Genomic DNA, 12,690 nt, shown 5'->3' with positions numbered 1-12,690 from the left:
CCGTGTCCAAGAAGTCCCGGGCCACCGATGGCGCCGCCCCGGTCCTGGCCCGCCTGGCCGGGGCCCTGGTCGTCGTGTTCCTGGTCACCCTGGTCGCCTTCCTGCTCTCGTACCTCTCCCCCACCGACGCCGCGGTGAGGTCGTTCGCTGAGGCGGGCGTCTCCCCCACGGAGTCGCAGCTCGCCGAGAAGCGCGCGGAGCTGGGCCTCGACAGGCCCTTTGCCGAGCAGTACGCCGGCTGGGTGGCGGGCGTCTTCCGCGGCGACCTCGGGACGTCCCTCAGAAGCGGCGAGCCGGTGGCCGAGGTGCTGCTCGACGCGCTGCCCTACACCCTCGCCCTGGCCCTCTCGTCCATCGTGCTGACGCTCCTCGTCTCCGTGCCCCTCGCCCTGGCCTGCGCCTACTGGCAGGGAGGGCCCCTGGACAGGGCCGTACAGGCGGCCACCTACCTCTTCTGCTCCATGCCCTCGTTCTTTGTGGCGCTCCTGCTGCTCTACGTGTTCTCCGTGCGCCTCAGGACGCTCGACGTCCTCTCGACCAGGGACCTGGCGGGCATCCTCCTGCCCACCGTCGCGACGGCGCTCCCGCTGTCGGCATGGCTCACGCGTCAGCTGCGGACGGTCGCCATAGGGCAGCTCTCGTCGGCCTATGTGGACGGCCTCCGGGCGCGGGGCGTCCCGGAACCGTGCATCGTCCTTGTCCACGTGCTCAAGAACAGCCTGGTGCCGCTCCTCACCCTCGCCGGCACGGCTTTCGGGATGCTGCTGGGGGGCTCGGCGATCGTGGAGGGCATCTTCGGCTGGCCCGGTCTCGGGTTCGAGTCCATCAAGGCCGTGGGTCACCGGGACTACCCCTTCATAGGCGCCTACGCGCTCGTGGCAGCCGTCGTGTACCTGCTCGTCAACGCCGCCGTCGACGGCGCCTGCCGGCTCATCGACCCCTCCGTCGAGGGGGAGGCGGGGGATGACTAGGGCGCGCGGCGGGCGAAGGCTCTTATTTGCAGCGGCCCTGACCTGCTCCTTCGTCGGGTTTCTCCTCGTCGCACCGGCCTTTCTCCCCGCCAGCGTGAACGCGACCGACCTGGGCGAGGCCCTCAGGGCGCCGGGCGACGGCCACCTGCTGGGGACCGACTCCCTGGGCAGGGACGTCCTCATGCGCACCGTCGCCGGTGGTCGGGAGTCGGTGCTCCTGGGGCTCGTCACCGTCGCCGTGGTGGCAGCGGTGGGCGTGGCGGTGGGCCTGCTCGGCGGCTATCTCGGGGGCCCGTGGGGCTACGTCGTGGACAAGGTGGTCACGGCCTTCCAGGCCTTCCCGAGCTTCGTCCTCGCGGTGGCCGTCGCGGGCGTCCTCGGCCCGGGGGTGCCCAACATGGTGCTGGCCATAGCCGCGGTGTACTGGACGCAGTTCGCCAGGCTCTCGCGGGCCATGGCCGCGTCGTTCAGGCAATCAGACCGCCTCAAGGCGGCGAGGATGTGCGGGGCGCCCACCGGGGCCATAGTCGTCCGCTACCTGCTGCCCCAGGTGGCAGGGCCCACGATCACCCTGGCGGCGCTCTCCGTGAGCGACGTGGTCCTCACCATGGCGGGCCTCTCATTCATCGGCCTTGGCCCCGAGCGCCCCACCAACGACTGGGGCGCCATGATGGCCGAGGCCCAGCCCACCTTCCAGTACGCCATCTGGTGCATGCTGGTGCCCATGGCGGCGCTCTTCCTGACCGTGGCGATCTTCAACCTCTTGGGCGACACGCTGCGCGAGGCACTCGACGCCGGATCGCAGACCCACGGCGGCGCCCGGCCCAGCGGGCCCGCGGGGAGCGCCCGAGACACGACCCGATGAACCTGGGGGAGACCATGACCCGACCCGTCACGACGGCGCGGCCCGCGATGGCCGCACTCATCCTATTGCTCGGCGCCCTCCTGCTCGCGGGGTGCTCCGGCGGCGGGCAGACCGCCCCCCGTGCCTCCGGCGAGAAGACCCTCCATGCCGGCTCCACCACCCACTTCTCCGCCGAGACCATGGACCCCGCCTCCGAGTGGGACAGCTGGTACCTCATCTACTACGGCATCGTGGAGACCCTCTTCAGGGTGGGCGACGACCTCACCCCGGAGCCCTGGCTGGCCGCGGGGGCCGAGCGGGTGGACGACCGCACCTGGAAGGTGACCCTCAACGACGGCATCGAGTTCTCCAACGGCGAGGCCGTGGACGCCGCCGCCGTGAAGGCCGCCTGGGAGCGCACCTTGGAGAGGAACCCGCGCGGGATGGAGACCCTGCCCTGCGAGGGGCTCGCGGCGGAGGGCAACACCCTCACCATCAGGACCAGGGAGGCCGTGCCCTCCCTGGAGAACGCCCTGTGCGACCCGCTCCTGTGCGTGTACTACGTGGGCGACGACGTCGACTACGCAAGGGAGACCCCGGGCACGGGCCCCTACATGATGCGGGAGTTCGAGGCCGAGAGCCACATCGTCATGGGCCCCAACGAGCACTACTGGCGGGGCACCCCCAAGCTCTCAGAGGTGCGGCTCACGTGCTTCTCCGACGACAACGCCATCACCATGGCCATGCAGAACGGAGAGATCGACGCCGTGGCGATGCCCTCCGCCTCCACCCTGGCCACCCTCGCCCGGGACGGCGACGGCGACTACCGGGTCTCCCGGAAAACGACCTCCCGCGCCGACTTCATCTGCATGAACATGACCCACCCCGTCATCCAGAACGCGGCGGTGCGCACGGCCGTCGCATACTGCATAGACCGGGACGGCTACGCGGACGTCGTCTGCCAGGGCAACGCCACCCCGAGCTGGGGCGTCTACAGCCGGACCCTGCCCTTCGGGGGCACCGAGGGCCTCCGGGTGACCGTGGACCGCTGCGACGTGGCGGCGGCCGCCCGGGTCCTCGAGGAGGCCGGGATAACCGACACCGACGGCGACGGCGTCCGCGAGCTCGACGGCGCCCCGGTGGAGCTCGACCTCTACACCTGCACCAGCTACGAGCGCTTCGTCCAGATCGCCGACGACCTCCAGTCCAGGCTCGCCCAGGCCGGCATACGGCTCCGGATCGTCCCCACCGACTACTTCCTGGAGGACAAGGGGACCTGGGCCGAGGACGACCCCGACATGACCCTCGACAGCTCCGCCATGGCCCCCACCGGCGACCCGGCCTACTTCGCGAGGACCCACTTCGTCACCGGCGCCTCGGCCAACTACGGCGGCTACTCCAACGGGGAGGTGGACGCCCTCGTCGCGCGGCTGGACGAGACCTTCGACGAGGACGAGCGCAACGGGATCGCGCGCCGGATCGCCCAGGTGGTGTTGAACGACAACCCCTGCGTCTTCTTCTCCAACCCCGACGCGACGGTGCTGAGCACCTCGGCCGTGTCCGGTCTCGACGTGGCGCCCTCGGAGTACTATTTCGTGACGGTCGACACCGACGTCGCCTGACCCCCCCCCCCCCCCCCCCCCCCCGACGCGGGCGCGGGGCACAGGGCCGGCAGAAAGCGCGCCACCCATGGACGGACTGCTCGAGATAGACTCCCTCACCGTGAGCTACGGCCCCAACCGGGCCCTGGCCTCGGTGAGCCTTGAGCTGGGTGCCGGGGAGAGCCTCGCCGTCGTGGGCGAGAGCGGGTCGGGCAAGAGCACGCTGCTGCGCTCCATCGCACGGCTGCTGCCGTGCCAGGCCCGTATCGAGTCGGGCGCCATCGAGTTCCGCGGCACCGACCTCGTCACGGCGCCGGGCAGGGTGCTGCGGTCCCTGCGAGGGTCGCAGATAGCCTACGTCTTCCAAAACGGGCGGGAGTCCCTGGACCCGCTGTTCACCGTCGGGCGGCAGCTCGACGAGGTGCTCCGGGCCCACGGCAAGGAGGTGCCGCCCTCCTGGGGGGAGGCCCTCCTCCGGAGGATGGGCATAGAGGACCCCGGGCGGGTCCTGGCGGCGTTTCCCCGGGAGCTATCCGGCGGCCAGTGCCAGCGGGTGGCCGTGGCGCTCTCCGTGGCGTGCGGCCCCAGCCTGCTGCTGGCCGACGAGCCCACCGGCGGCCTGGACGAGGAGGCCCGGGACAAGGTGGGCGGGCTGCTCGGGGACCTCAACGCGAGGGAGGGCGTGGCCCTCGTCACGGTGACCCACGACATCGGGTTCGCCGCGCAGGTGGCCCGGCGGATCGCCGTGATGAGGGACGGGAGGATCGTGGAGGAGGGCCCCACCGAGCGGGTGATGGCGAGGCCGTCGCAGCCCTATACCCGGGAGCTCATCGACGCCGTGCCGAGGACGGGAAGGACGTTCAGGAGGGTCGGCGATGGGGCCTGAGGGCGGCGGGGACGCCCTTCTCCGCCTGGAGGGCGTGTCCAAGAGGTACCGGCGGTCCGGGCTGCTCGCCCTGGACGATGTGTCGATATGGGTGGGGGCCGGGGAGCGCGTGGGGCTCATGGGCCCCAGTGGCAGCGGAAAGAGCACGCTCGCGTGCATCGCGGCGGGGCTCCTCTCCCCCAACGCGGGCCATGTGCGGTTTGACGGCGTGGAGCGCTCCGGGGGCGGCCGCTTGCCGAGGGGCCGGTCGGCCGCGGTGAGGCGGGCCTGGCTGGGGATGCAGATGGTCTTTCAGGACCCGGAGGCGTCGTTTATCCCGACCATGCGCCTGGGCGACGCCGTCTTCGAGGGGGCCCGCTACCTGCCGCGGTTCAAGGGGGCCGACAAGGACCGCTTGGTGAGGGAGGCGCTTGAGGCCGTGGAGCTGCCCGGGTCCTACGCGGAGAGGTTTCCGTACGAGCTCTCCGGCGGGGAATGCCAGCGGGCGGCGATCGCGCGGGCCGTCATCGGCAGGCCCAAGCTCCTCCTGTGCGACGAGGCCACGAGCGCCTTGGACGTCACCGTCCAGGCCAAGGTCATGGCGCTGCTTGGGAGGGTCCACCGGGAGCTGGGCACGGCGTTTCTCTTCATCGGCCACAACCCGGCCCTGGTGGGCGGGTTCTGCGACCGCATCTACCGGATAGGGGGCGGCCGCATCACGGAGGAGCTGGAGGCCTGCGAGCGGCCGTAGGGTTGCCGAGGGGCCTTAGCCAGAGGGTGCGCCAAGTGGCCACTTGGTGCGGCCCCCAGGGACGGCTTTGTCTCGCAGGACGACGTGTGCCCCCTGCACCCATTTGGAGTTGGAAGCCGAGCCACATTCACCCAGCCTCCTCTGACCCCACTTGCGGGTGACCTCCGGACCGAAAAACGCATCCTCAGCGAAGGGGCTCCATACAGATCAACGGCTTAGCATCCCTTACCATAGGTTGCTATGTACGCCGCACGTTATGCATAAGTCACTACGAGGGGCTAAAGCATGACCACCATGATGCCGAGAGAGAAGCTCGTTAAGTTCGGACCTGCGCATCTTACAGACGAGGAGCTGCTGCGCATCCTCATCGGAAGTGGAAACAAGCAAGTATCTGCTCACGACATTGCAAGGCAGGTGCTCAAGCTTCTCAAAGAAAAAGGAAGCTCCGTTACCTACGGAGAGCTTTCCTCCATAAAGGGCATGGGTGCAGCCAAAACAAGCGAGGTCGTCGCGTTGTTCGAGCTCGGTCGGCGATATCTTATGCCCGCAGAGAGCCCCGTCATCTCTTGCACCGACGACGCTGTAGCCCAACTCGGCGCCATTCGCAACAAGAAGCAGGAGCACTTCGTGCTGCTCACTTTGGACGGAGCGAACCGACTCATCAGCAACACGACCATCTTCCAAGGCACTCTTAATCAGAGCCTAGTGCACCCTCGAGAGATCTTTGCAAAGGCCCTCGAAGACAGAGCCGCAAGCATTATCGTCGCTCACAACCACCCGAGCGGGACGGCGCAACCCTCAGCCGAGGACCTAGAGACCACCGCTAAGCTCAAGGAAGCCGGTGAACTCCTGGGGATCAAGGTGCTTGAACACATCATCGTGACCAAATTCGACCACCTGAGCATCTAATCCTCGATTTGCGCCATCTCTGTTTTGTAATTAGCGACAATCACGATTCTTCATTGACATACCATTCAGGATGGCTATCCTTATATTGCAATTACCTGATAGCTCAAAGAAGGATGCTCCTATGGGACGACTGGCCGGCCTAGCGGGCCTAAAAAGCGGATCGCCGCAATCACGCATCGAGGAAACATCGGACCCCAACGCCCCGACCTACTACTTCTACGGCCAAGAAGAGCTTGAGGCGGACCTATTCGGCGAGGATTCATCCACTCATGGCGCACGGTTTATCAAGACCAATGACGACGTGCTTACCTTGCAGACGGGCGATCTGGTCTTCAGCCTCATCTCCGGGAAGGCGACGACGGTCGGGCGGCCCCACGACGGCTTCCTCTTCACCCAAAACTACGTGCGCATCACTCCGCCATCCACGATTGATGCAAATTACCTCGCCTACCTGCTTAACGAGGACAGCAGCACCAGACACCAGTTGCTCGCTGGACGGCAGGGATCAAAGCTCCTAAAGAGCACCGTTAGACAGTTGTCCGAGCTCGAGATCTCAGGTCTCCCCTCACTCGAAGTTCAGAAGACGATCGGATCGCTTTACAGAAACCAGCTCAAATTGGAGTCTCTGAAGAAACAGCAGGCAATGCTGGAAACGAAGTTTGTGCTAGCACGAATGAAGGGGGCACATTAGCCGTGAACGAACTCCAGTTCGAGAACGATCTTATTCAGTACCTCTGCAATGGAACCATCGCGAGCCCACAGGAGGGCGACGAGAGCCCGTGGGGAGTTGTGTGCGAGCCGGCAAGCTACGTTGCCAAGACCAAGCGATGGAAGTACGAGCCGGAGATCAAGACTACCGACCAGCTCTGGGACAACTTCAAAAAAATACTCGAGCGCCACAACCAGGACACCCTCGACAACCCACTGAGCACGGTTGAGTTTAACCAGGTAAAACGCATTATTTCCGACCTGGAGACCCCATATCAGGCCGGTCAGTTCCTTTACGGCATGAACGGTGTCTCGCAGATCGAAGTCGATCTCGATGACGGCCGCCACGTGTTTCTCACTGTGTTCGACCAAAAGCAAATCGGCGCGGGCGACACCGTTTACCAAGTGGTGAACCAGATTCGCCGCCCCGCAAAGATAACCGGCAAAAGAGACTGTCGCTTCGACACCACGTTGCTCATCAACGGGCTTCCCGTGATTCAAATAGAGGAAAAGACCGAGACGCACGATGTCAATGAAGCCCTCAATCAGATGGAACAGTACATTGATGAAGGCCAGTACCGCGACATCTTCTCGACTCTGCAAATTCTTGTAGCCATCACGCCCAATAACGTGAAGTACATGGCCAACACCACCGCAGACCGCTTCAATAAGGACTTTGCCTTCAACTGGCAGCGCAAAAGCGACAACACAGTGGTACGCAATTGGAAAGAGTTCGCAGACTCTATGCTCTCCATTCCCATGGCTCACCAGATGGCTACCAATTACATGATTCTTGACGGCACTAAGAACAAGGAAAGCCTCAAGGTCATGCGCCCGTACCAGGTGTATGCGACACAGAACGTGATCGACGGCCTCAAACGGGTCGACTTTGAGCTGGGAGTGAACAAGGTCGGCTACATCTGGCACACCACAGGCTCGGGCAAGACAATCACGAGTTTCAAAACGGCATGGCTCGCCAGCCGCATGCCCAAAATCGACAAGGTGGTCTTCCTCGTCGATCGCATCGCACTCACCAAACAAACGAGCGAAAACTATCGCGCCTATGACCCGGACGCAGACGACGAGATGCCCTCGAGTGTACAGGACACCCAGAACACGGGAGATTTGAGCCGCAAACTCAAGTCGAAGGACAACGGAATCATCGTCACTTCGGTGCAGAAACTCGACCGCCTGGTAAAGCGCAAGTCGTTCAAGTCTCCGGATAAGAACATCGTCTTTATCGTTGACGAGGCCCACCGCTCCACCGGAGGCGAGTCATTCAAGGCCATCCAGCAGGCGTTCAAGCATGCGGCATGGGTCGGCTATACGGGCACTCCAATGTTCGACGACGCCCCGTCTCTGCGAACCGAGGACATCTTCGGCAAGCTGCTCCATTCTTATACGATCCGTGAGGCCATCGCGGACAAAAACGTACTCGGTTTTAAGGTGGACTTTGAGACCACTATCAATGAGCAAGAAATGCGAGAGAAATACCTCCCTAGTTTTTATAGGCAGCAGCACCCGGATTGGTCCGATGAACAGATCCAGGAAAAGATCGACAACATGACCCCTGAGGACATGGACGATGCCGTGGAGCCGTCTTTCTACGACGAGAACGACGACCACATAGCCCTGGTGGTGCAAGACATCTTTAACAACTGGCGTAACCGCTCAAACGACGGCAAATACAACGCGCTGCTCACCACCCACGTTGGTGGCGGCAAGGCCAGCACCCCCATGGCGATGAAGTATTTCCGAGAGTTCCAACGTATGAACGCCGAGCGCGCGAATGAGGGCAAGGATACCCTCAAGGTAGCGGTTACGTTCAGCCAGAACACATCGAACAACGATACTCAGCTAGAAACCAACAAGGGGCTCTTTGAGGCTATCCAGGCCTACAACGAGGAATTCGGCACCAACTTTGGCATGGCCGATGTCTCTAGTTACACCCAAGACCTCACCACGCGCCTCAACCGCACCGCAAAAGACGGGAACTTTCTCGATCTTGTTATCGTGGTGGACCAACTCCTGACCGGCTTCGATGCCCCGGAGCTCAATACGCTCTACGTCGACCGAACGCTCAAAGGAGCCGGGCTCATCCAGGCGTACTCGCGCACAAACCGTATTGCCGACCTACAGGAAAAGCCGTGGGGACGCATTGTCAACTATCGCTGGCCCGCCCACAACGAGAGGCTCATGAACGAGGCCTTGGCCGTGTACGCCAACAAAGACTCGGCCGATCTTACCGACGAGCAGCGTAGTGAGCAAAACGTTGAGGACGGAATCACTGCGCCTGAATTTGAGGACATGCTCGAGGCGGTTCGAGGAAAGGTTGACAAACTCCGCGATCTGACAAGCGACTTCAACGAGCTCCCGCCATCGGAGGCCCAAAAGGACTTCATGCTCGACCTGTTGCGGGAATACAACCGCGGCATGGCCAAGCTCAAGCAGTACACAACCGTGAACGGTGAGGACGGATTCGACTACGACGATCCCGACAAGATCGTTGAAGCACTCGGGATGACACCGGATGAGGAGACAAGGCTCACCACTGTCCTCGCAAACGAGCTCAAGGAGCACCTCGCCAAAGAGAAACGCATCCCCATCCAACAGCTTGAGCTCCAGATGACACACATCAAGGATGTCGAAGTCAACTACGACTATCTGGCCGAGTTGGTCGAGCAGTTGATGAACCAGGTGCATGAGAACAAGGTTGACGAGGCAATGGCGACACAGGAAGAAATCCGCCAGTTTGCCAACGGCCTCGAGGACCGTTCCTATGCGACAAAGATCATCAAGGCAGCCGCGGCTATTGTGAGCAAGGAGTACCCGCCCGCAGACGCAAAGATCGACTATCCCGTGAAGCTGGATGACTGCGGCCCCATTATTCAAGATGCCAACAACGCGAGTCTGGACAGGCGCTTTCTGCGGTTTAGGGTCAAGTGGGGCATCACCGAGATTGTCCCGAATGCGAAGATGCACGAGATGTTCAGCCATCACCGCTACGGCCAGCAGGACCTGGACGATACTGGATGGATAAAATTCATATTGTCTCAGGCATCCGAAGGCTATAAGCAGATCGCTGAGAGCGAAGAAGTCCAGGCACTCTCAAAGATCAAGTATCGCAATGCCCTGCGAGAGGCGATCTACGAGCTCGCCGACGACCTAGTTATGGAGTAGAAGGGATGCAAATGGACGAAAAGAAGCCAAGTGTTCCAAAGCTCCGCTTTCCCGGTTTTACTGACCCTTGGGAACAGCGGAAGTTTGGTGACCTATACCGCAAAAATAATGAGCGGAATAAACAAGGGCTTGGTCAAGAGTCCACTCTCTCGATTTCGACGATGACATACAAAGAAGAAGGCAATGGAGCCGCGAACGACTCTCTCCGTAATTACAAAGTCTTGAGAAAAGGAGACATTGCCTTCGAGGGTCATAAAAACAAAGAGTTTGCATTTGGAAGATTTGTTCTAAATGATGCGGGTACAGGCGTTATGTCCCCACGATTCACTTGTCTTAGGCCAACTGGAGAACAGAATCAGGCTTTTTGGAAGCACTACATACATCATGAACCAACCATGAGGCCAATTCTGGTTCGGTCTACTAAGCTTGGAACAATGATGAATGAGCTGGTTGTCGATGATTTCCTCGACCAAACAATTCTTGTCCCGCAGATCTCCGAACAGGGCCAAATCGGACGGTTCTTCAGCAAGATTGACTCCCTCATCACCCTTCACCAGCGTAAGTTGGAGCACCTCCGGGAGATGAAGAGGGGCCTGCTCCAGAAGATGTTCCCGAAGGACGGGGAGTCGGCTCCGGAGCTCCGCTTCCCCGGTTTTACTGACCCTTGGGAACAGCGGAAGCTAGGCGATTGCGGAACGACCTACTCTGGCCTTAGCGGTAAATCCAGCTCTGATTTTGGGCACGGATTCGCACGTTACATCCCCTATACCAACGTATTTGAGAATCCAGTAGTGGACCCCGAAAGACTAGAGCTTATAGAGATAGATACAAAGCAGCAGTTGGTGCAGACGGGGGATACGCTCTTTACAACGTCGTCTGAGACTCCGGAAGACGTCGGCATGTCTTCAGTTTGGCTCTCTGACCAGAAGGACGTCTACCTAAACAGCTTCTGCTTCGGCTACCGGCAGAATGGCTCATTCGATGCGTTGTACCTCGCCTACATGCTCCGTTCGAGCTTATTCCGTTCGAAAATGAAGGTTCTCGCACAAGGTATATCAAGATTCAATATTTCAAGAAAGAGGGTAATGGAGACGCCTGTCCCTTTACCGCAAATTGCGGAACAAAAGGCGATTGGTGACTTTTTCTCCCGTCTCGACTCCCTCATCACCCTTCACCAGCGTAAGTTGGAGCACCTGCAAGAAATGAAAAAAGGCCTGCTTCAGCAGATGTTTGTCTAGAAAGGAAACCTCCATGAGCAACCTGCAGGAGATCTCTTCGAAGTTGTGGGCCATGGCCAATGAGCTGCGCGGCAATATGGACGCAGCCGAGTACAAGAACTACATCCTGGCCTTCATGTTCTACCGGTATCTGTCCGAGCACCAGCAGAACTACCTGGTCAACGATGGCATTATCGACGTCGCCCCTGGACAAACACCCAACGACGCCTATCTGGAGCAAGCCAGCGGTGACGACCTGAACGACTACCTTGAAGACATTTCTTCGAGCCTCGGATATGCCATCGCACCGGACGACACCTGGGCATCGCTGGTAGCAAGAATCGACAACAGCGAGGTCGTGCCAAGCGACTACCAGGACATGTTTGACAACTTCAACAAGAACGCCCAGCTCAACAAGGACGCGGAGCGTGATTTCAGAGGCATCTTCAACGACGTCAATCTCGGCGATTCGCGGCTGGGGTCCTCAACAAACGAGAGAGCGAAGTCTCTGAACCGCATCGTCAAGCTCGTAGACAGCATCGATTATAAAAGCGATGACGGGAAAGATATCCTAGGTGCGATTTACGAGTACTTGATTAAGCAGTTCGCAGCATCGGCCGGTAAAAAAGGTGGCGAGTTCTACACTCCCCACGAGGTGAGTGAGATTCTGTCGAAGATTGTCACCCTAGGCAAGAAGCGGACGAACGATTTCTTTGAGGTGTACGACCCTACGATGGGGTCGGGGTCTCTTCTTCTCACCGTTGGCCAGGAGCTTCCCGAGGGCCAACCAGTTAAGTACTTTGGGCAGGAGCTGAACACCACCACATACAATCTTGCACGTATGAATCTGATGATGCACGGCGTGCCCTATAACAATATGATCCTGTCCAATGCCGATACGCTCGACACCGACTGGCCGTTTGGCAAGGACGCTCGTGGTATTGACGACCCCCACACATCCTTTGATGCCGTTGTGGCCAACCCCCCTTATTCCGCGCATTGGGACAACAGCGAGACTAAGCTGAAGGACGAGCGCTTTGGTCCATATGGCAAGCTCGCCCCTAAGACAAAAGCCGACTATGCCTTTATCCTCCACAGTCTTTACCATCTTGGAGACGAGGGCACCATGGCGATCGTCTTGCCCCACGGCGTGCTATTCCGTGGCGCAGCAGAGGGCGTGATCAGGCAGAAGATTATCGATAAGAACTACTTGGATGCCGTCATCGGGCTCCCTGCCAATATCTTCTACGGCACAGGAATTCCCACCATCATCATGGTTCTCAAGAAGAACCGTGACACCAAGGACGTGCTGTTTATCGATGCATCTCGGGAGTTCGAGAAGGCGAAGAATCAGAATCGCCTGGAGCCCGAGCACATCAAGAAGATCGTCGAGACCTACAAAAACCGGGTCGATGTCGACAAATACGCACATGTGGCACCGCTCGAGGAGATTAAGGAGAACGACTACAACCTCAATATCCCGAGGTATGTGGACACATTCGAACCCGAGCCGGAAATCGACCTGCAGGAGATCCAACGAAAGCTCGAGCAGGACGATCGAGAGATAGCCGAGCTTGAGAAGACCATCGCCGAGCAGCTGAAACTCCTCGGAGTGTAGTCAAGGCTCATCGCAGCGCGAGTACG

10 protein-coding genes are annotated in these 12,690 nt (G+C 60.6%); all 10 read left to right on the top strand.

Features of this window, described 5'->3' with window-relative positions; all coding sequences use genetic code 11:
* Positions 1 to 2 precede the first annotated feature (2 nt).
* The 10 genes from OR600_RS01955 (at position 3) to OR600_RS01910 (ending at position 12,664) form a co-directional block, all read left to right on the top strand.
* Positions 3 to 971: an ABC transporter permease gene (locus OR600_RS01955; RefSeq protein ID WP_265590558.1), complete on the top strand. Its 969-nt coding sequence runs from the start codon at positions 3 to 5 to the stop codon at positions 969 to 971.
* Positions 964 to 1,836 carry an ABC transporter permease gene (locus tag OR600_RS01950; protein WP_265590557.1) on the top strand — a complete coding sequence of 291 codons (873 nt, stop codon included), beginning with the start codon at positions 964 to 966 and terminating at the stop codon, positions 1,834 to 1,836. Before OR600_RS01955 ends, OR600_RS01950 begins: the two co-directional genes overlap by 8 nt.
* Positions 1,837 to 1,850: 14 nt before the next feature.
* On the top strand, positions 1,851 to 3,437 hold the full coding sequence (locus OR600_RS01945; protein WP_135978117.1) for an ABC transporter substrate-binding protein: 1,587 nt from the start codon (positions 1,851 to 1,853) through the stop codon (positions 3,435 to 3,437).
* A gap of 67 nt (positions 3,438 to 3,504) precedes the next feature.
* Positions 3,505 to 4,302 (top strand): ABC transporter ATP-binding protein, encoded by a 798-nt coding sequence (locus OR600_RS01940; RefSeq protein WP_135978118.1) that lies wholly within the window; start codon positions 3,505 to 3,507, stop codon positions 4,300 to 4,302.
* Positions 4,292 to 5,032 (top strand): ABC transporter ATP-binding protein, encoded by a 741-nt coding sequence (locus OR600_RS01935; protein ID WP_135978119.1) that lies wholly within the window; start codon positions 4,292 to 4,294, stop codon positions 5,030 to 5,032. The genes OR600_RS01940 and OR600_RS01935 overlap by 11 nt, the downstream gene beginning before the upstream one ends.
* Positions 5,033 to 5,317: 285 nt before the next feature.
* Positions 5,318 to 5,941 (top strand): RadC family protein, encoded by a 624-nt coding sequence (gene radC, locus OR600_RS01930; RefSeq protein ID WP_135978120.1) that lies wholly within the window; start codon positions 5,318 to 5,320, stop codon positions 5,939 to 5,941.
* Between the two features lie 121 nt (positions 5,942 to 6,062).
* On the top strand, positions 6,063 to 6,632 hold the full coding sequence (locus OR600_RS01925) for a restriction endonuclease subunit S (RefSeq protein ID WP_135978121.1): 570 nt from the start codon (positions 6,063 to 6,065) through the stop codon (positions 6,630 to 6,632).
* A 2-nt stretch (positions 6,633 to 6,634) separates the two neighbouring features.
* Positions 6,635 to 9,829 (top strand): type I restriction endonuclease subunit R, encoded by a 3,195-nt coding sequence (locus OR600_RS01920; RefSeq protein ID WP_265590556.1) that lies wholly within the window; start codon positions 6,635 to 6,637, stop codon positions 9,827 to 9,829.
* A gap of 11 nt (positions 9,830 to 9,840) precedes the next feature.
* The gene (locus OR600_RS01915; protein WP_265590555.1) at positions 9,841 to 11,067 is read left to right on the top strand and encodes a restriction endonuclease subunit S; all 1,227 of its coding nucleotides are present in this window, start codon (positions 9,841 to 9,843) and stop codon (positions 11,065 to 11,067) included.
* A 13-nt stretch (positions 11,068 to 11,080) separates the two neighbouring features.
* On the top strand, positions 11,081 to 12,664 hold the full coding sequence (locus tag OR600_RS01910) for a type I restriction-modification system subunit M (protein WP_251164389.1): 1,584 nt from the start codon (positions 11,081 to 11,083) through the stop codon (positions 12,662 to 12,664).
* Positions 12,665 to 12,690: the final 26 nt, after the last annotated feature.

Source organism: Granulimonas faecalis (assembly GCF_022834715.1).
GTDB lineage: Bacteria > Actinomycetota > Coriobacteriia > Coriobacteriales > Atopobiaceae > Granulimonas > Granulimonas faecalis.
This window is presented reverse-complemented; position numbering and strand designations above follow the sequence as displayed.